The sequence below is a fragment of the Streptomyces sp. NPDC044044 genome, from assembly GCF_056434405.1.
In genome coordinates, this window is record NZ_JBWKFG010000003.1 from 956,223 (window position 1) to 975,622 (window position 19,400).

At 69.6% G+C, this 19,400-nt stretch carries 18 protein-coding genes and 2 riboswitches; of the genes, 12 read left to right on the plus strand and 6 right to left on the minus strand.

The window, feature by feature from the left end; genetic code table 11:
- Positions 1 to 10: 10 nt before the first annotated feature.
- Entirely contained in the window at positions 11 to 565 is a 555-nt protein-coding gene (locus AC07AG_RS15270; protein WP_478755348.1) for a GNAT family N-acetyltransferase, read from the plus strand.
- Between the two features lie 73 nt (positions 566 to 638).
- On the opposite strand, the gene AC07AG_RS15275 is transcribed toward AC07AG_RS15270, so the two are convergent.
- A complete protein-coding gene (locus tag AC07AG_RS15275) occupies positions 639 to 1,331 on the minus strand; it encodes a FadR/GntR family transcriptional regulator (RefSeq protein ID WP_478755350.1) in 693 nt (230 codons plus the stop codon).
- Positions 1,332 to 1,630: 299 nt separating this feature from the next.
- Here AC07AG_RS15275 and leuA point away from each other — a divergent pair, with 299 nt between their 5' ends.
- Entirely contained in the window at positions 1,631 to 3,409 is a 1,779-nt protein-coding gene (gene leuA / locus AC07AG_RS15280; RefSeq protein ID WP_478755352.1) for a 2-isopropylmalate synthase, read from the plus strand.
- Between the two features lie 34 nt (positions 3,410 to 3,443).
- Complete coding sequence (locus AC07AG_RS15285) at positions 3,444 to 4,241, plus strand: ABC transporter ATP-binding protein (protein ID WP_478755354.1); 798 nt, start codon at positions 3,444 to 3,446, stop codon at positions 4,239 to 4,241.
- 55 nt (positions 4,242 to 4,296) lie between these two features.
- On the opposite strand, the gene AC07AG_RS15290 is transcribed toward AC07AG_RS15285, so the two are convergent.
- On the minus strand, positions 4,297 to 4,509 hold the full coding sequence (locus AC07AG_RS15290) for an EF-hand domain-containing protein (protein WP_249587621.1): 213 nt from the start codon (positions 4,507 to 4,509) through the stop codon (positions 4,297 to 4,299).
- A gap of 81 nt (positions 4,510 to 4,590) precedes the next feature.
- Here AC07AG_RS15290 and AC07AG_RS15295 point away from each other — a divergent pair, with 81 nt between their 5' ends.
- Positions 4,591 to 5,250, plus strand: a complete 660-nt coding sequence (locus AC07AG_RS15295) for a GNAT family N-acetyltransferase (protein ID WP_478755356.1) — start codon at positions 4,591 to 4,593, stop codon at positions 5,248 to 5,250.
- Between the two features lie 51 nt (positions 5,251 to 5,301).
- Here the strand turns inward: AC07AG_RS15295 and AC07AG_RS15300 are convergent, their stop codons facing one another.
- The 4 genes from AC07AG_RS15300 to gcvT form a co-directional block, all read right to left on the minus strand.
- Positions 5,302 to 6,687 carry an L-serine ammonia-lyase gene (locus AC07AG_RS15300; protein ID WP_478755586.1) on the minus strand — a complete coding sequence of 462 codons (1,386 nt, stop codon included), beginning with the start codon at positions 6,685 to 6,687 and terminating at the stop codon, positions 5,302 to 5,304.
- 158 nt (positions 6,688 to 6,845) lie between these two features.
- The gene (glyA, locus tag AC07AG_RS15305) at positions 6,846 to 8,108 is read right to left on the minus strand and encodes a serine hydroxymethyltransferase (RefSeq protein WP_478755358.1); all 1,263 of its coding nucleotides are present in this window, start codon (positions 8,106 to 8,108) and stop codon (positions 6,846 to 6,848) included.
- A 30-nt stretch (positions 8,109 to 8,138) separates the two neighbouring features.
- On the minus strand, positions 8,139 to 8,516 hold the full coding sequence (gcvH, locus tag AC07AG_RS15310) for a glycine cleavage system protein GcvH (protein ID WP_478755360.1): 378 nt from the start codon (positions 8,514 to 8,516) through the stop codon (positions 8,139 to 8,141).
- 58 nt (positions 8,517 to 8,574) lie between these two features.
- A complete protein-coding gene (gene gcvT, locus AC07AG_RS15315) occupies positions 8,575 to 9,699 on the minus strand; it encodes a glycine cleavage system aminomethyltransferase GcvT (RefSeq protein ID WP_478755362.1) in 1,125 nt (374 codons plus the stop codon).
- A gap of 35 nt (positions 9,700 to 9,734) precedes the next feature.
- Positions 9,735 to 9,846: riboswitch (glycine riboswitch) on the minus strand.
- Positions 9,847 to 9,961, minus strand: a riboswitch (glycine riboswitch).
- A 141-nt stretch (positions 9,962 to 10,102) separates the two neighbouring features.
- On the opposite strand from gcvT, the gene AC07AG_RS15320 reads away from it, so the two are divergent.
- From AC07AG_RS15320 to AC07AG_RS15355, 8 genes are all read left to right on the plus strand, one after another.
- The gene (locus AC07AG_RS15320; RefSeq protein ID WP_478755588.1) at positions 10,103 to 10,789 is read left to right on the plus strand and encodes an AAA family ATPase; all 687 of its coding nucleotides are present in this window, start codon (positions 10,103 to 10,105) and stop codon (positions 10,787 to 10,789) included.
- Positions 10,790 to 10,852: 63 nt separating this feature from the next.
- On the plus strand, positions 10,853 to 11,656 hold the full coding sequence (locus AC07AG_RS15325; protein ID WP_478755364.1) for an enhanced serine sensitivity protein SseB: 804 nt from the start codon (positions 10,853 to 10,855) through the stop codon (positions 11,654 to 11,656).
- Positions 11,657 to 11,779: 123 nt separating this feature from the next.
- Positions 11,780 to 12,553: an enhanced serine sensitivity protein SseB C-terminal domain-containing protein gene (locus tag AC07AG_RS15330; RefSeq protein ID WP_249587615.1), complete on the plus strand. Its 774-nt coding sequence runs from the start codon at positions 11,780 to 11,782 to the stop codon at positions 12,551 to 12,553.
- Positions 12,554 to 12,950: 397 nt separating this feature from the next.
- Entirely contained in the window at positions 12,951 to 13,955 is a 1,005-nt protein-coding gene (locus AC07AG_RS15335) for an ABC transporter permease (RefSeq protein ID WP_249587614.1), read from the plus strand.
- Positions 13,956 to 14,057: 102 nt separating this feature from the next.
- The gene (locus AC07AG_RS15340; protein ID WP_478755366.1) at positions 14,058 to 15,827 is read left to right on the plus strand and encodes an ABC transporter substrate-binding protein; all 1,770 of its coding nucleotides are present in this window, start codon (positions 14,058 to 14,060) and stop codon (positions 15,825 to 15,827) included.
- A gap of 132 nt (positions 15,828 to 15,959) precedes the next feature.
- Complete coding sequence (locus AC07AG_RS15345; protein ID WP_249592822.1) at positions 15,960 to 16,961, plus strand: ABC transporter permease; 1,002 nt, start codon at positions 15,960 to 15,962, stop codon at positions 16,959 to 16,961.
- Positions 16,958 to 18,055, plus strand: a complete 1,098-nt coding sequence (locus AC07AG_RS15350; RefSeq protein WP_478755368.1) for an ABC transporter ATP-binding protein — start codon at positions 16,958 to 16,960, stop codon at positions 18,053 to 18,055. Before AC07AG_RS15345 ends, AC07AG_RS15350 begins: the two co-directional genes overlap by 4 nt.
- A 35-nt stretch (positions 18,056 to 18,090) precedes the next feature.
- Positions 18,091 to 19,344 (plus strand): ABC transporter ATP-binding protein, encoded by a 1,254-nt coding sequence (locus AC07AG_RS15355; protein WP_478755370.1) that lies wholly within the window; start codon positions 18,091 to 18,093, stop codon positions 19,342 to 19,344.
- The last annotated feature ends 56 nt before the right edge of the window (positions 19,345 to 19,400 follow it).

Here is a 19,400-nt window from a genome sequence, read left to right on the forward strand (position 1 = left end):
CCTCGAAGACATGTACCTGATGCGTCCCGCCACCGCCCACGACCGGAGCGCCTACGCCGAACTGATCCGCGCCCGTGCCGCCTGGATGGTGAGCACGGGCAAGGTCGGTGGCGAGGACCTCCTCGAAGGCGGCCGGGCCGAACAGATCGCCGCGCAGGCCGGGAACGGTCACACCCCCGTCTGGGCGCTGACCACGCCTGAGGGCGAACTCATCGGCTGCAGCAGCCTCTACGACCGGACTCCCGAGTGGGGCTGGAGCGACGTCGAGCGCTCCGATCCGGCGCTCTTCCTGGCCACCACGTTCACGCACCCCGATCACCGGGCCGCCCGGCCGGGCGCGCTGATCGCCTGGTGGGCCCTGGGGCACGCCGCGCGGACCGGGAAGCTCTGGGTGCGGCGCGGCTGCGGACACCTGGGGCTGGTGGGCTACTACCGCGACCGTCAGGGCTTCGATCTGATCCACGAGACCGAGCGCGGAGGCCACCCCGCCTATCTTTTGGCCCGTAAAGCCGAGGAGCTCAGCCACCTGCCGGTCACCACCGACTCAACAGGAACGTGCATCTGACTCCTCGGGAGGCGCACGCATGCGCAGCGCTGCCGACGAGCTGGGGCGCGGCACCGGCCACCACCCCCACCAACTAGCCGTGGGCCAGCAACCGGCCCAGCGTGTCCTGGAGTTCGGCGTGCGCCACGCGTGCCGCTTCCTCGGCGTCCTTCGCCTCGACGGCCCGTACGAGCGCGGCGTGGGCGGCGTCCCCGTGGTTCGTCTCCTCCGTGCGTACGTCGATCAGGTCGAGCAGGCTGATCAGGCCCTCCCGCAGTACGGGGGCGAACTCCGCGAAGAGATCCGTGAGGACGGGGTTGCGGGCCGCCGCCACGACCGCCGCGTGCAGGGCGATGTCGGCGTCGATGAAGGCGGCGTCGCTCGCCGACGCGGTGGCCCTGCGGCCTTCGAGTGCGGCGCGCATCGCCGTGATGTCCTCGTCGGTGCGCCGCATCGCCGCGAGCCGCGCGGCCTGCACCTCCACCAGCATCCGCACCTCGTACACGTCCGACACCGCCGCCCGCCGCAACCGCGTCGGCCAGTCTGCGACCGGCTGTGTCGCGATGACGAAGACGCCGGCGCCCTGCCGTGGCTGGACGAGACCGGCCCCGGCGAGGGAGCGCAGTGCCTCGCGGACGGTGGAGCGGCCGATGCCGAGCTCCTTGGCGAGGGCCGTCTCGGCGGGGAGTCTGCTGCCGATGGGCCAGTGGCCGCCGGTGATCTGCTCGCGCAGGCGCTCGGTGGCCTGTTCGACCAGGGGGCTGGGGTGCAGGGAGCCGAGCGGCATCCGGGGGCCTTTCGGGGTGGGGGTGGGGGAGGGGTGCTGATCTGGGGATCTGCTCCTCGGAGGACTGACTCCTCGGAGGAGCGGCTCCTCGGACGACCGACTCCTCGGAGGAGCTGCGGACCAACTTGTCTGAGGAGTACTTGTCTGAGGAGCTGAGGTGTGGCTAGTGTAGCGCCATGATCTTCTGCGGTCTCCTTCTTCTCGGCTGCCGCGGCGGGGCCTGAAGCGACCGGCACCCCGCCGCGGGGTGCCGTGCTGCCGGTCGGCCACCGATCGCGAGCCGAAGGACACCGCCTCTCATGAGCGCCGACGCCGCTGCCTCCACCGCCGCGTACGACCCCGCGTACGACTGGAACCCGCAGCGCCCCAGCCCCATGCCGCACCACCGCTACCGCCCCTACCAGGACCGGGTCGATGTTCCCTCGATCCAGCGCAGTTGGCCCGACGCCCGCATCGAGCGCGCCCCCCTGTGGGTCCCCGTCGACCTGCGCGACGGCAATCAGGCGCTCGCCGAGCCGATGGACACCGGCCGCAAGCGGCGCTTCTTCGATCTGCTCGTCTCGATGGGGTTCAAGGAGATCGAGGTCGGCTATCCTTCGGCCAGCCGCGCCGACTTCGGCTTCGTGCGCGACCTCGCCGCGCTGAGCGCGAGCGGCGGCATCCCCGACGACGTCAGCATCGTCGTCTTCACACCCGCCAAGACCGAACTCATCGACCGTACCTTCGAGTCGATCGAGGGACTGCCCCGCGCGGTCGTGCACCTGTACATCCCCACCTCGCCCGTCTGGCGCGACGTCGTGCTCGGGCGGTCGCGGGCGCAGGTGCGCGCCGTCGTCACGGAGGCCGCCACGCACATGGCCCGCCTGGCCGACGCGCGGCCGGGCGCGGACATCCGGTTCCAGTTCTCGCCGGAGACCTTCAACCTCACCGAGCCCGACTACGTACTCGAAGTCTGCGACGGCCTGACCGAGTTGTGGGACGCGAGCCCGGGTCGTCCCGTCACCCACAACCTGCCGGCGACCGTGGAGATCGCGACCCCGAATGTCTACGCCGACCAGATCGAGTACCTGCACCGCAACCTCTCCCGGCGCGGCTCCGTCATCCTCTCCGTCCACCCCCACAACGACCGCGGTACCGGCGTCGCCTGCGCCGAACTCGCCGTCCTGGCCGGGGCCCAGCGCGTCGAGGGCTGCCTCTTCGGCAACGGCGAGCGCACCGGAAACGTGGACCTTGTGACCCTCGCCCTGAATCTGTACGCCCAAGGCGTCGACCCCATGGTCGACTTCTCCGACATCGACGCCGTGCGCGAGGTCGTCGAGCACTGCAACCGGCTGCCCGTGCACCCCCGCCACCCGTATGCGGGCGATCTCGTCCACACCGCCTTCTCCGGCACCCACCAGGACGCCATCAGCAAGGGTCTGGCCCATCACGCCCGCCGGGCGGCCGAGTCGGGGGTCCCGGAGAGCCGGGCGCCGTGGGACGTGCCGTATCTGCCCATCGACCCCGCCGACATCGGCCGCTCCTACGAAGCCGTCATCCGCGTCAACTCCCAGTCGGGCAAGGGCGGAATGGCCTATCTGCTGCAGACCCGGCACGGCCTCGACCTGCCCCGGCGGATGCGGCCCGACTTCTCGCGCGTGGTGCAGGATGCCACCGACGACAGCGGGCGGGAGGCGAGCGCCAAGGAGCTGTACGAGCTGTTCCGCGCGACCTACGTCGCACCGGGGCAGGGCGGCGGCGACGTGGAGCTGAGCTCCTGGACCACCGGCCGGGCCCCGGACGGAGCCCACCGCTTCGTCTGCACCCTCCAAGTGGGCGACCGCACAGGGGACTTCGAAGGCGTGGGCAACGGCCCGCTGTCCGCGTTCGTCGAGGCGCTCGCCGCGGCCGGGGTCACCGTCGACATCCTCGACTACTCCGAACACGCCACCGAGGCGGGCGGCGGCAGCGAGGCCGTCGCGTACGCGGAGTGCCGGGTGGGCGATGCCGTCCGCTGGGGCGCGGGAGTGGACACCTCGGTCCTGACCGCGTCCGTGCAGGCCGTGCTCGCGGCGGTCAACCGCGCGGCGGTCGCCTGATGACGGCCTCGGTCAATCACGCGGCGGTCGCCCGATGGCGGCCTCGGTCCTGCACGCCGACAACGTCAGCGTCGTCCGCGAGGGGCGCCCCATCCTCGACGAGGTCACCCTCACCGTCCGCCCCGGCGAGCACTGGGCGCTGCTCGGCGCGAACGGCGCGGGCAAGTCGACCCTGCTCGGCCTCTGCGGCGCCGTCACCCACCCCACGCACGGCACGGTCGAGGTCCTCGGCCGCCGCCTGGGCAGCGTCGATCTGCGCGAACTCCGCGCGTACGTCGGTCATGTGAACCCACGTCACCCGCTCCGCTCCTCCCTGCGCGTGCGCGACGTCGTGCTCACCGGGCTCACCAACAGCGTGGAACCGCTGCCCCGTTGGCACCCCACGCCCGAGCAGGAGGAGCAGGCCGACCGCCTGATCGCCATGCTCGGCCTCGCGCGCCGCACGGACGCGCGCTGGCCCACGCTCTCCCAGGGCGAGCGCGGACGGACCCTGATCGCGCGCTCGCTGATGCCGCGGCCGCGGCTCGTGCTGCTCGACGAACCGGCCACCGGTCTCGACCTCGCGGGCCGCGAACGCCTCCTCGACAGCCTGGACACCCTGCGCGAGAGCCACCCCGAGCTCGCCACGGTCCTGGTCACGCACCACCTGGAGGAGCTCCCGGCCGGTACGACGCACGCGCTGCTCCTCCGCGACGGCCGCGCGCTCGCCTCCGGTGCCGTGGACGACGTACTGACCAGCGATCAGATCAGCAAGTGCTTCGACCACCCGGTGCGGCTGGAGCGCACCGAGGGCCGGTGGAGCGTGCGGGCCGCGCGACGCGCCCCGCGCTGAGCAAGCGGAAGGGGCCCGGCGCACTCGCGCGCAGGGCCCCTTCCACGTGCTCCCGCTACTTGTTCAGGCTCGCCCAGAACTCGTCGAAGGAGAGACGCTTGTCCTTGTCGGTGTCCTTCGTGCCGATCACGGCCTCGGCCACCGTCTCGGTGACGTAGAAGTCCCCCATCTTCGCCATGGCCGACTTCCACTCGGCCGCCGTGATGAAGCCGTCGCCGTCCGCGTCGAACTGGTCGAACGTCTTGCGCGCTTCCTCGATGTCCGCCACCGGATCCACCCCTTCTTGGTGCACTACTGACGAGGGTTAGGGTATCGGCCGTCCGGGGACGCGATCGCAAGGAGTACGCCCATGGCCAGCACCCCTGCCACACTCGCGGCGATCCTCGACGCGGCGGCCCACGGGCGGTTCCCGCCGCCCGACGGCACCACCACCGTCGTGCCGCAGCCCTGCCACCGCGACGCGGGCGTGATCGCCTTCACCGCGCACTCGGTGGTCTTCACGGACGAGGACCCCACGTGGGTGCACGACACCCTCGCCGCGCTCGACTGCGATCCGCTGGCCGCCACGATGAACCCCCTGTTCCTCGCCGCCTTCCTGCGGCGGACGGGACGCGCGACGGACACCACCGACCTCCTGACCGTGGCCGACGCCCTGCCGGGCGGGCCCGAACCGGCCCTCGGCCTGCGCGAGCTCGACGACCCGGACCACCCCCGGGTGGCACGGGCCCGCAAGCGCCGCGACGACGTGCGGGTGTGGGCGTCCGCCGAAGGCGGCGTGCTGGTCCTCGGCCGGGGACTCACCGGGCGCTGGGAGGCGGCCATAGAGGTCGACGAGGACGTACGCCACCGGGGCCTCGGCCGCGCGCTCGCCCTCGCCGCCCGCCACCTGGTGCCCGGTGCGTCCCACGTGTGGGCGCAGCAGTCGCCGGGCAACGCTCGCAGCGTGCGGGCCTTCCAGGCGGCGGGGTACCGGCCGGTGGGCGCGGAGGCGCTGTTCGTGGCGCGGTGAGCGCTTCGGCGGTTTCCTCGGCAGCAGGCAGCAGGCAGCAGGCAGCAGGCCTCAGCACTCGATGATGTTCACCGCGAGCCCGCCCCGCGCCGTCTCCTTGTACTTCACGCTCATGTCCGCCCCGGTCTCCTTCATGGTCTTGATGACCTTGTCGAGGGAGACCTTGTGGCTGCCGTCGCCGCGCATCGCCATCTTCGCCGCGGTCACGGCCTTGACGGCCGCCATGCCGTTGCGCTCGATGCACGGGATCTGGACGAGGCCGCCGACCGGGTCGCAGGTCAGGCCGAGGTTGTGCTCCATGCCGATCTCGGCCGCGTTCTCGACCTGCTCGGGGCTGCCGCCGAGCACCTCGGCGAAGGCGCCGGCCGCCATCGAGCAGGCGGAGCCGACCTCGCCCTGGCAGCCGACCTCGGCGCCGGAGATCGAGGCGTTCTCCTTGAAGAGCATGCCGATCGCGCCGGCCGCGAGCAGGAAGCGGACCACGCCGTCCTCGCGCTCCTCCTGGGAGGAGCCGCTGGCCACGAAGTTCATGTAGTAGTGCAGGACGGCCGGGATGATCCCCGCGGCGCCGTTCGTCGGGGCGGTCACGACACGGCCGCCCGCGGCGTTCTCCTCGTTCACCGCCATCGCGTACAGAGTGATCCACTCCATGGCGCGGGCCTGCGGATCGCCCTCGGCGCGCAGCTGGCGCGCGGAGTTCGCAGCGCGGCGGCGGACCTTGAGGCCGCCCGGCAGGATGCCCTCGCGGGACATGCCGCGCGAGACGCACGCCTGCATCACGCGCCAGATGTCGAGCAGGCCCTCGCGGATCTCCGCCTCGGTGCGCCAGGCCTTCTCGTTCTCCAGCATCAGCGCGGAGATGGACAGGCCGGTCTCGTCGGCGAGACGGAGCAGCTCGTCGCCGGTGCGGAAGGGGTGCTTGAGGACGGTGTCGTCCGGCACGATCGGGTTCTCACCGGCCACGGCGTCGTCGTCGACCACGAAGCCGCCGCCCACGGAGTAGTACGTCTTCTCCAGGACGAGGGCGCCCTCACGGTCGTACGCGAAGATCGTCATGCCGTTGGCGTGGTACGGCAGGGCCTTGCGGCGGTGCAGGACCAGGTCCTCGTCGAAGTCGAAGTCGATCTCGTGCATGCCGAGCAGGTTGAGGCGTCCTGCGCTCTTGATCTGCTCGACGCGGTCGTCGGCGAACTCGACGTCGACCGAGCGCGGGGATTCGCCCTCCAGGCCGAGGAGGACCGCCTTCGGGGTGCCGTGGCCGTGGCCGGTGGCGCCGAGGGAGCCGTAGAGCTCGGCCCGTATGGCGGTGGTGTGGGCCATCAGGCCCTCGTTCTTGAGGCGGCTCGCGAAGATGCGGGCGGCGCGCATGGGCCCGACCGTGTGGGAGCTGGACGGGCCGATGCCGATCGAGAACAGGTCGAAGACCGAGAGGGCCACGAGAAACTCCAATGATGGTTGGTAGACGCCGTTGTCTGCCGGGGTGGTGCAGAAAACTACGAACGCGGGGCATGAGCCGGGGCACCGCACTCACTGTCTTCACTGTCCAGTGTGCGCGGTGCCCCGAAGATTCGTACGAAGGAAAGCGTACGAAAATGCTACAGGTTGGGGTACAGCGGGTGCTTGGCTGCCAAGGCCGAGACGCGGGCCTTGAGCGACTCCGTGTCGACGTCGCCCGGCTTCAGCGCCTCGGCGATGACGTCGGCGACCTCACGGAAGTCCTCCTCCTGGAAGCCACGGGTCGCGAGCGCGGGCGTACCGATCCGCAGGCCCGAGGTGACCATCGGGGGGCGCGGGTCGTTCGGGACCGCGTTGCGGTTGACCGTGATGCCGACCTCGTGGAGGCGGTCCTCGGCCTGCTGGCCGTCGAGCTCGGAGTTGCGCAGGTCCACCAGGACCAGGTGCACGTCCGTGCCGCCGGACAGGACGTCGACGCCGACGGCCTTCGCGTCGCCTTGCACCAGGCGCTCGGCCAGGATGCGGGCGCCGTCCAGGGTGCGCTGCTGGCGCTCCTTGAACTCCTCGGAGGCCGCGACCTTGAAGGAGACGGCCTTGGCCGCGATCACGTGCTCCAGGGGGCCGCCCTGGAAGCCGGGGAAGACCGCGGAGTTCAGCTTCTTCGCGAACTCCTTGCTGCGGGCCAGGATGACGCCGCCGCGCGGGCCGCCGAGCGTCTTGTGCGTGGTGGAGGTGACCACGTCCGCGTACGGCACCGGGTTCGGGTGCAGCCCCGCGGCGACGAGTCCGGCGAAGTGCGCCATGTCGACCCACAGGTACGCGCCGACCTCGTCGGCGATCCGGCGGAACTCCGCGAAGTCCAGCTGGCGCGGGTAGGCGGACCAGCCCGCGATGATCACCTTCGGGCTGTTCTCCTTGGCCAGGCGCTCGACCTCGGCCATGTCCACCAGACCGGCCTCGTCGACGTGGTACGCGACCACGTTGAACTGCTTGCCGGAGAAGTTCAGGCGCATGCCGTGGGTGAGGTGGCCGCCGTGCGCCAGGTCCAGGCCGAGGATCGTGTCGCCGGGCTTGGCGATCGCGAAGAGGGCGGCCTGGTTGGCGGAGGCGCCCGAGTGCGGCTGGACGTTGGCGTACTCGGCGCCGAACAGGTCCTTGATCCGGTCGATCGCGATCTGCTCGGTGACGTCGACGTGCTCGCAGCCGCCGTAGTAGCGGCGGCCGGGGTAGCCCTCGGCGTACTTGTTGGTGAGGACCGTGCCCTGGGCCTCCATGACGGCGACCGGAGCGAAGTTCTCCGAGGCGATCATTTCCAGGGTGGACTGCTGGCGGTGGAGCTCGGCGTCGACGGCGGCGGCGACGTCCGGGTCCAGCTCGTGGAGAGGGGTGTTGAGAAGCGACATCAGGTGGTCCCTAGGGGTCTTCGGGGGGCTTCAGCTGCCGGAGAACTCGGTGTACTCGTCCGCGGAGAGCAGGTCCTTCGGCTCGTCCGTGATCCGTACCTTGAAGAGCCAACCACCCTCGAACGGGGCGGAGTTGACCAGCGACGGGTCGTCCACGACGTCCTGGTTCGACTCGACGACCTCGCCGGTCACCGGCGAGTACAGGTCGCTGACCGACTTGGTCGACTCGAGCTCGCCGCAGGTCTCGCCCGCGGTCACCGCGGTGCCGGCCTCGGGAAGGTCGGCGTAGACGACGTCACCGAGCGCGTTGGCCGCGTGCTCCGTGATACCGACCGTCGCCACACCGTCCTCGGCGTTCGAGAGCCACTCGTGCTCCTTGCTGTAACGCAGCTGCTGGGGGTTGCTCATGACCTGAATTCTCCTGTACGCGGGGGAGTGCTGATGAACGAGGCTGTTGTGCGGGGTGTCACTTCTGGCGCTTGTAGAACGGCAGCGCCACGACCTCGTACGGCTCGTGCGTGCCCCGGATGTCCACTCCGACACCCTCGGTGCCGGGCGCCGCGTGCGCCGCGTCGACGTACGCGATGGCGATCGGCTTGCCCAGCGTCGGGGACGGGGCGCCGGAGGTGACCTCGCCGATGACCTTGCCGTCGGCGACGACGGAGAAGCCCGCGCGCGGGACGCGGCGGCCCGAGGCGACCAGGCCCACCAGCTTGCGCGGGGGAGCGGTCTCGGCGCGCTCGGCGGCGGCCGCGAGCGCCGCGCGCCCCACGAAGGTGTCGGACTGCGAGGTCTTCTCGAACTTCACGACCCGGCCGAGACCGGCGTCGAAGGGCGTCAGCCCGGCGGTCAGCTCGTGCCCGTACAGCGGCATGCCCGCCTCCAGGCGGAGCGTGTCGCGGCAGGAGAGCCCGGCCGGGACCAGGCCGACGGGCTTGCCCGCCTCCATCAGCGCGCCCCAGAGCTTCTCGGCGTCGCCGGGGGCGACGAAGAGCTCGAAGCCGTCCTCGCCGGTGTAGCCCGTGCGGGCGATCAGCGCGGGGACGCCCGCGACCGTGCCCGGCAGGCCCGCGTAGTACTTCAGACCGTCCAGGTCGGCGTCCGTGAGTGACTTCAGGATGCCGGGGGACTCGGGACCCTGGACGGCGAGCAGCGCGTACGCGTCGCGGTCGTCGCGGACCTCGGTGTCGAAGCCTTCGGCGCGGGCGGTGAGCGCGTCGAGCACGACCTGCGCGTTCGAGGCGTTGGCGACCACCATGTACTCGGTCTCGCCGAGGCGGTAGACGATCAGGTCGTCCAGGATCCCGCCGTCCTCGGCACAGATCATCGTGTAGCGGGCGCGACCGACACCGACGGAGCCGATGTTGCCGACCAGCGAGAAGTTCAGGAAGTCCACGGCCTGCGGTCCTGTGACCGTGATCTCGCCCATGTGGGAGAGGTCGAAGAGACCGGCCTTGGTGCGGACGGCGATGTGCTCGTCGCGCTCGCTGGCGTAGCGCAGCGGCATGTCCCAGCCCGCGAAGTCGGTCATGGTCGCGCCGAGCGCGCGATGCACGGCATCGAGGGCAGTCAGACGGGGGGCGGTACTCATACGTGGAACTCCCAGGGCATGACGGGCGAGGTCGATCCTCCCCATCTGTCATCGGAACCTGAGAGGTTCACCACGACCCGCTCGTATAAGGGGTCATGACTTGCACCTTGGGTGGAGCCACCGGGGCGGCCCGCTTTTCAGATGTGCCTCGCCCGCGCGGTACGGGGCCTGAGAGATTCAAGGGAGGGACTTGCTCCTTCGGCGCCCCGGGGCGTCGTACGACTCGTACAACGGTGACCGGGAACTCTCCCGCGCGGATTCAAACGGCCTGTATGGAGTTTGCGGGCACATCATTGCACGCGCCTGCGTCACAGGGCAGTGCCAGTCCAGTAATGCCCTTGTGCCGCATTACCTTCTCTTTACACTTGCCGGGGAAGCTGCGGGAAGCAGGTACGTGACCGCTATGGGGAGGCCGATCACGGTGCGCAGGACGAGTGTCTACGCGACCAACACAGGGGTGGCCCTGCCCAAACAGGCCGCCACCCCCACCAGGGAGAGCTGCGGCCCCCTGCCGGCGGCCGTCGTCCGCGACCTGCGGCAGCGGACCGGTCACAGTCCGCATCGCCTCACGTTCGGCGAGGGCGATCTGATCGTCGTCTCCGGGCTGCCGGGCAGCGGCAAGTCCACGCTGATGCGCAGAGCCGTCGCGGGCCCGCGCATCGACTCGCAGGACACCCGCGACCGCTGGGCCCGGCGCATGCCGGGCCTGCTGCCGTACGCGGTGTACCGCCCCCTGGTGCGCCTCGCGCACTACGCGGGACTGCGCAGGGCCCTGCGCTCCGGCGAGAGTGTCGTGGTGCACGACTGCGGAACGCAGGCGTGGGTGCGCCGCTGGCTGGCCCGCGAGGCCGCGCGGCGCGGCACGACGCTGCACCTGCTGCTGCTCGACGTGCCGCCGGACACCGCCATAGAGGGCCAGCTCTCGCGCGGGCGCGGCGTGTCGCGCTATGCCTTCGCGCGCCACCGCAGGACGGTCGGCCGCCTGGTCGGCGCCGCCGAGCGGGGCGATCTGCCGCGCGGCTGCGGCTCGGCGGTGCTGCTCGACCGCACGGCGGCGGGCGTGCTGCGGGGGATCGGCTTCGGCGACTGAGCCGCCCGCCGCCACGTTAGGGTCGTGCCGCAGGCAGAGCGGGACCGAGCAGGGGTTGAAGAGATGGACTTTCCGGCGCAGGCACACGCCCATCCCTACGGAGGATGGCCGGGCAACGAACTCGAAGAGGTGCTCGCGGCATCTCTCGGCACGCCGGGGGCGCCGCAGGCCTCCGCGGGGGCCCGCATCGTCGAGGTGCTCGGCCGCAGCCACGTCTGGGTCCCGCTGCCGAACGGCGGAGCCCCGGACAGCGGCACCCTCGACCTGCCCACGCTGGAGATCGACGGCCAGGCCTACGTCCCCGTCTTCAGCTCCGAGCAGCAGTTCCAGCAGGCCACCGGCGGCCGGATGGGCTGCACCGTGGCGCCCGCCGTGGAGTTCGCGCGCGGCCTGCCCCCGCAGCTGGGCATCGCGGTCAACCCGGACGGCACGATCGGGGTCCCGCTGCCGCCGCCCGCCGTCGCCGAGCTCTGCCGCGCCGGGCGCACCCCGCTGGACGGGCCCGCGAGCGGCGGCCGCGTACGCCTCTTCGAACCGGACTGGCAGGAGGACCCGGTGGACTTCCTGTCCGCCGCCGCCCGTGAGTTCGAGGCCACCGGGGTCGTCCTGAGCGCGCGCCGCTGCCTGGCGAGCGTCGAGGGCGAGGACCCCACGCTGTTCGTCGGCGTCGAACTGACGTCCTGGGAGGGCAACGCGCGCGAGCTGCCGATGGAGGCCGTGGGGCGGGCCCTGGGCCAGGCCCCGGTGGCCTGGCCGGTGAACCTGGTGCTGCTCGACGTGGCCCAGGATCCGGTCGGCGACTGGCTGCGCGAGCGGGTCAGGCCCTTCTTCGGCCGGGGCCCGGGGCACGAGCACGGACATGCGTAAGGACATGTGCAGGTACGTGTGTGAGGGTGCCGTACGTCAAGTCGGTGTCAGGATCGCCGCTTAAGCTGGTTTCATGACCCGGGGCCACCGGGTCAGCGGGTCATCGCGAAGGGGCGGTTAAGGGTGAGTGCGTCGGGCACGGCTGCGGCCGGGCAGGTCGAGCACATGCTGCGCCAGGTGACGCCGGGGCGCTACGACGCCTACGAGGCGCTCCTGCGGGCGCTCGCCGCCGACCAGGTGTGGATGCTGCTCTGGCACGGCCAGGCCGGATCCCCCGACGCGCAGTACGGAAACATGGAGGTCGAGGGCCTCGGGTACGCGCCGTGCGTGACCTCCGCCCAGGAGCTCTCCGCCAGTGGCTGGAACCGCTCGTACGAGGTGGTCAGCGGGCTCGACATCTCCCGCACCCTCTACCCCGACCACTACGGCCTCTGGCTCAACCCGCACGCCCCCGGCGGCGGCGTCGGCATCCCCTGGCTCGACCTGCGGCGCATCGCGTCGGGCCTCGACCTGCTGCCCGCGGGCCCGCTGCGGCTCACCGAGCCGGCCATCGAGATCCCCCAGTTCTACGCCCTGCTCACGCAGAACGCGCACCGCACCCCCGCCGTCCGCTCGCTGCGCCGCGCCTGGGTGCAGCCCGCGCTCGGCGCGCCGTACCTGGCCATCGGCCTCGATGTGTACGACACGTCGCCGTCGTCGGTCGACGGGGTGCGCACGATGATGCAGCAGTCGATCGCCGCCGTCCCCGACGGCCTGCCCGTGTCGACCGTCGCGATGTCCGACGCGTACGACCCGGTGGCCATGTGGCTGCGCGCCAACGTCAGGCCCTTCTACGACCGCGAGGCCCAGCCGGCCCCGGCACCCGCGGGCGGATACGGCTACCCCGCGCAGTACTGAAGCGGCCGAGACGCGGCACCCTCAGGGCCCTGACGGGGTCTTGAAAGGGTCCTGACGGGGCTCTGAAAGGGTCCTGAACCGGCCACCGCGGCTCGTATACCTGCCCCGACCGTCACGATGTCCGTTCTGATGGTGGAGGGGCCCTATGGGCTCCCGTGGCACCTTGCGACCCAACTGCCCCGTGTTCGCCCCTCGTTCACGTGCGTCCGGATAACGGAACACCTCGATCAGCATCACGGTTGCGCATCCATTGGCCGTCAAGGCTGGTAACAGATCGCGACCCCGATGAAGACTCCCGCACCAGGGGCGCTTCGCCCCTGTGTACGACGGACTGATCACATCGCTACAGCGACAAGTGCGGGCCGGTCACCACCGGTTGAGAGGGGTCCCTGCCACGATGACGGCACCATTGCATGACACACCTGCGGACGCGGACCCGACAGCGGACGTCGCTCCCGCAGCTGATGCAGGGGTGAAGAAGGTCGAGGGGCGGTCCCTCAAGCAGATCGCCTGGAACCGCCTGAAGCGGGACAAGGTCGCCCTGGCCGGCGGCATCACCGTGCTCGTCCTGGTCCTTGTCGCCGTCTTCGCACCCCTGATCGTCTCCCTGCTGGGCCACCCGCCCAACGAGTTCCACCAGGACGAGCTGGAAGACCTGACGAACCTGCCCAAGGGCGCGTTCGGCGGCATGAGTTGGGACTTCCTCTTCGGAGTGGAGCCCAACAAGGGACGCGACGTCTTCAGCCGGATCGTCTACGGCGCCCGGATCTCGCTCCTGGTGGCGTTCCTCGCCGCCGTGGTGGCCGTGGTGCTCGGCACCTTCTTCGGGATCATCGCCGGTTACTTCGGCGGCTGGATCGACGCCCTGATCAGCCGGGTCATGGACGTGCTGCTCGCCTTCCCGCAGCTGCTCTTCGTGATCTCCCTGGTCTCGGTCCTCCCCGACGACCTGCTCGGGCTCACCGGCAGCGGCGTCCGCATCGCCGTACTGATCCTGGTGATCGGCTTCTTCGGCTGGCCCTACGTCGGACGTATCGTCCGCGGCCAGACCCTCTCGCTGCGCGAACGCGAGTACGTGGAAGCGGCCCGCAGTCTCGGCGGCGGTCAACGGCACATCCTCTTCCGTGAGTTGCTGCCGAACCTGGTCGCGCCGATCACCGTGTACGCCACGCTCATGATCCCCACCAACATCCTCACCGAAGCGGCACTCAGCTTCCTCGGCGCAGGTGTACGCCCGCCGACGGCATCCTGGGGCGGCATGCTCCGGGACGCGCTCGCGACGTACGAGCACGACCCGATGTTCATGGTCTTCCCCGGCCTGGCGATCTTCGTGACCGTGCTTGCCTTCAACCTCTTCGGTGACGGGCTGCGCGACGCCCTGGACCCCAAGGGAACTCGGTAAACAGCTCCAACTGACTTGCCCCTGCCGCAGCGTCAGGTGGCTCTTCCCATGGTTCTTAAGGCAGTCAAAGCCAAGGACCGCGAATCTCGGAGGATGCGAGAAATGCCCACAGGTTCCTCTAAACGACGGTTGACCGCAGGCGCGGCCCTCGTCGTGGCGGCGCTGGTGACCACCACGGCGTGCGGCGGCGGCAGCGACGACGACGACAGCAAGGGTGCCGGCTACAACGCGGCCATCGGCAAGGTCGCGAACAAGTCGGCGAAGAAGGGCGGAACGCTCAAGTTCATCGCCAAGCAGGACCTGGACTCGGCCGACCCGCAGCGCGCGTACTACGGCATGACGTGGGACTTCATGCGGTACTACACCCGCACGCTGATCACGTACGACACCAAGCCGGGCGCCGCGTCCAACAAGCTCGTCCCCGACCTCGCCGAGTCCACGGCGAAGATCAGCGACGACGGGAAGACCTACACGTACAAGCTGCGTGACGGCCTGACCTGGGAGGACGGCTCGAAGCTGACCTCCAAGGACATCAAGTACGGCATCGAGCGCATCTGGGCCACCAAGGTCATCACCGGTGGTCCCGGCTACCTGAAGTCGACGCTCGACCCCAAGGGCGAGTACAAGGGCCCCTACGAGGACAAGTCCAAGGACAAGCTGGGTCTGAAGGCGATCGAGACGCCGGACGACACGACCATCATCTTCAAGCTGCCCAAGAAGAACGGCGACTTCGAGCAGATGCTCGCGATGCCGTCGGGCACCCCGGTGAAGCAGTCCGAGGACACCGGCGCCAAGTACACCCAGCGCCCGTTCTCCTCCGGCCCGTACAAGTTCCAGAACTACAGCGCGGGCAAGAGCATCACGCTCGTCCGCAACAAGAACTGGAAGAAGTCGTCCGACCCGGTCCGTCCCGCCCTGCCGGACAAGATCTCGGTCACCATCTCGGCGAACCTCGAAGAGAACGACAAGCGCCTGATGGAAGGTGACTACGACATCGACATGAATGGCACGGGCATGACCCAGTCGGGTCGTACCACCGCCATTCAGGATCACAAGGACAACGTCGACAACATGCAGACGGACTTCGTCCGTTACGTCGCCCTGGTGACCAAGACGAAGCCGTTCGACAACGAGGCCTGCCGCAAGGCCGTCTTCTACGCCACGGACTTCGCGAGCCTGCAGAAGACCCGTGGCGGCGAGGTCGCCGCCGGTGAGATCGCCACCAACGTCTTCCCGAAGTCGATCAAGGGTCACGACGACTACGACCCGTACGGCATCAAGGAGCGCAAGGGCAAGCCGGACGTCGCCAAGGCGAAGGCTCAGCTCAAGGAGTGCGGCAAGCCGGGCGGCTTCTCGACCAAGATCTCGGCGCGCACCAACCAGCCGGGTGAGGTGGACGCCGCCACGGCGCTCCAGGAGCAGCTGAAGAAGGTCAACATCAACGCCGACGTCGACCAGATCGACGGCGCCGACTCCTCCAGCATCACCGGCTCTCCCGCGGTGGTGAAGAAGCGCGGCATCGGCATGACGATGGCGGGCTGGGGTCCTGACTTCCCGACCGGCCAGGGCTACGCCCAGCCGCTGTTCGACAGCCGTTTCATCAACGAGAACGGCAACTACAACGAGTCGCAGATCGACGAGCCGAAGGTCGACAAGTACTTCGACGACGCGATCGGCACGGTCGACCCCAACAAGGCCGGTGAGATCTACACCGACCTGGCCCACGAGATCGTGGACAAGGCGTACTGGATGCCCTTCATCTACGAGAAGAACATCTCGTGGCGTTCCTCGCGGGCGACCAACGTCTACTCGTCCGCCGCTTACAGCGGTCGTTACGACTACGTCTCGCTCGGTGTGAGCGACAAGAAGTAGTCCCCGCCGCAAGGCAGCCGCCGCAAGGCAGTCCCACCGCCGAATCCCGCCAGTCCGAAGGGCAGGTGATGGCCCCGGGCGGCGGCCGGGGCCCCTCACAAGGGGGCCCCGGCCACCGCCGGGCCGCGCACAGTGCTTGCTTATCTCATCCGGCGCCTGATCGCCGTTGTCGTCATGGTGCTGGTCGTACTGCTCGCGACCTTCACCGTCTTCTTCATGCTGCCCAAGTGGGCGGGACAGGACATCGCCGTCCTCTTCGCCGGCAAGTCGTCCGGAGCCGAGCAGCTCGCTGGCATCCGGATCAAACTGGGTCTGGACGACCCTCTGCTCGTCCAGTTCTGGGACTTCGTCAAGGGCATCCCGATGGGGCGTGACTACGCCAACGGGGCCGACGTCACCCACTGTCCGGCCCCCTGCTTCGGATATTCCTTCCGTACCGAGGCGCCCGTCTGGGAGACCCTCAAGGACGCCCTGCCCGTCACCGCGGCGCTCGCCGCCGGTGCCTGTGTGCTGTGGCTGGTCGCCGGTGTCGCCACCGGTGTGCTCTCCGCGCTCAAGCGGGGCACCATCTGGGACCGTTCCGCGATGATCACCGCCCTCGGCGGCGTCTCGCTCCCGATCTTCTTCACCGGCATGATCGCGATGGGGCTCTTCGTCCACACGCTCGGCTGGGTGAAGATCGAGGACACCCTCACCACGGACGATCCGATCAACATCTGGTTCGAGACCCTGATCCTGCCCTGGATCGTGCTCGCGTTCCTCAACGCCGCCATGTACGCGCGACTCACCCGCGCCACCATGCTGGAAGTGCTCGGTGAGGACTACATCCGCACCGCGCGCGCCAAGGGGCTCGGCGAGGCCGTCGTCATCAGACGGCACGCGCTGCGCTCCGCCATGACGCCGATCCTCACGGTCTTCGGCCTCGACCTCGGTGTGCTCCTCGGTGGCGCAGTCCTCACCGAGTCCACGTTCAACCTGCCGGGGCTCGGCCTGGAGGCGGTCAAGGCCATCAGCAACAAGGACCTGCCGGTGATCCTCGGCGTGACCTTGTGCGCGTCGCTCGCGATCGCGCTCGCCAACCTCGTCGTCGACCTTCTGTACGCCGTCATCGACCCGCGAGTGAGGCTGGGATGACCGAACTGCACAAGACCGGAGCGGCCGTCGGAGAACCCGTCGCCGATTCGGTCGCTCCCACCGCCTTCCTCGAGGTGCGCGACCTCAAGGTGCACTTCCCGACCGACGACGGCCTGGTCAGGTCCGTCGACGGGCTCAGCTTCCAGCTGGAGAAGGGCAAGACCCTCGGTATCGTCGGCGAGTCGGGATCCGGCAAGTCGGTCACCTCGCTGGGCATCCTCGGCCTGCACACCGCCGGGCAGTACGGCAGCCGCAAGGCGCAGCTGTCCGGCGAGATCTGGCTGAACGGCACGGAGCTGCTCAGCGCGGACCCGAACCAGGTGCGCAAGCTGCGTGGCCGCGACATGGCGATGATCTTCCAGGACCCGCTGTCCGCGCTGCACCCGTACTACTCCATCGGCAAGCAGATCATGGAGGCGTACCGGGTCCACAACAACGTGGACAAGAAGGTCGCCCGCAAGCGTGCCATCGAGATGCTCGACCGGGTGGGCATTCCCCAGCCGGACAAGCGGGTCGACAGCTACCCGCACGAGTTCTCGGGCGGCATGCGCCAGCGCGCGATGATCGCGATGGCCCTGGTGAACAACCCCGAACTGCTCATCGCCGACGAGCCGACGACCGCCCTCGACGTCACCGTCCAGGCGCAGATCCTCGACCTCATCCGGGATCTGCAGAAGGAGTTCGGCTCCGCGGTCATCATGATCACGCACGACCTGGGCGTGGTCGCCGAGATGGCGGACGAGCTGCTCGTGATGTACGGCGGGCGCTGCGTCGAGCGCGGCACCGCCGAGAAGGTCTTCTACGAGCCCCAGCACCCCTACACCTGGGGCCTGTTGGGGTCGATGCCGCGCATCGACCGCGAGGAGACCGACCGTCTCGTGCCGGTCAAGGGCTCCCCGCCCAGCCTGATCAACCTGCCGGACGGCTGCGCCTTCAACCCGCGCTGCCCGTACGCCGACATCCCCAAGGACCAGATCACCCGCCGTGAGCGCCCCGACCTGCACGAGGTCGCACCGGGTCACTTCACCGCCTGCCACATGTCGCAGGGCGAGCGCACCCGCATCTGGACCGAAGAGATTGCGCCGAAGCTGTGAAAGACGATGCGAAAGATCAGGCGAAGGGCCAGGAGATGACGATCCCGGCGCAGACGAAGAGTTCCTCCGAGTCGCCCGAGCCGCTGCTCAAGGTCGACGGCCTGGTGAAGCACTTCCCCATCAAGAAGGGGCTGCTGCAGCGCCAGGTGGCCGCGGTGCAGGCCGTCGACGGTCTGACCTTCGACGTGCGTCCCGGTGAGACGCTCGGCGTCGTGGGCGAGTCGGGCTGCGGCAAGTCGACGATGGGCCGTCTGATCACGCGCCTGCTCGAACCGACCGCGGGCCGCGTGGAGTTCGAGGGCGTGGACATCACGCACCTGAACACCGGCAAGATGCGGCCGCTGCGCCGCGACGTGCAGATGATCTTCCAGGACCCGTACTCGTCGCTGAACCCGCGGCACACCATCGGCACGATCGTCGGTGCGCCGTTCAAGCTGCAGGGCGTCAAGCCCGAGGGCGGCCTGAAGAAGCACGTGCAGGAGATGCTGGAGCGCGTGGGGCTCAGCCCCGAGCACTACAACCGCTACCCGCACGAGTTCTCCGGCGGCCAGCGCCAGCGCATCGGCATCGCCCGTGCGCTCGCGCTGCGGCCCAAGCTGGTCGTGGCCGACGAGCCCGTGTCCGCCCTGGACGTCTCCATCCAGGCGCAGGTGGTCAACCTCCTGGACGACCTGCAGGACGAGCTCGGCCTCACGTACGTGATCATCGCGCACGACCTCTCGGTCATCCGGCACGTGTCGGACCGCATCGCGGTGATGTACCTCGGCAAGATCGTGGAGCTCGCGGACCGCAAGGACCTCTACTCCACGCCGATGCACCCGTACACCAAGGCGCTCCTGTCCGCCGTTCCGGTGCCCGACCCCAGGCGGCGCGGCGTCAAGAGCGAGCGCATCCTGCTGCGCGGTGACGTCCCCTCGCCGATCGACCCGCCCACCGGCTGCCGTTTCCACACGCGCTGCTGGAAGGCGACGGAGATCTGTGCGAAGACCGAGCCGCCGCTGATCGCCCTCGCCTCCGGCCACCAGGTGGCGTGCCACCATCCGGAGAACGCCGAGGACCAGCAGCCGGGTGACACCAAGCTGCTGCAGGTCGCCAAGGAGGCGATCGACGTGGTGTCGGTGGTGAGCAAGGCGGAGGAGACGGCCGAGGAGGCCGCGACCCCGAAGAAGACCGTCACGAAGGACGACGCCTCCAAGGGTGACGTCTCCAAGGGCGAAGTCTCCAAGGATGAAGCCCTGAAGGCCGCTCCGGAAGCGGAAGCCGCGGGTCAGGAGTCAACCGGCAAGTAGTGCCTGATGACTTGGTAAAAATCAGTCACCAGGTCATGTACACGCCCATACGGGAG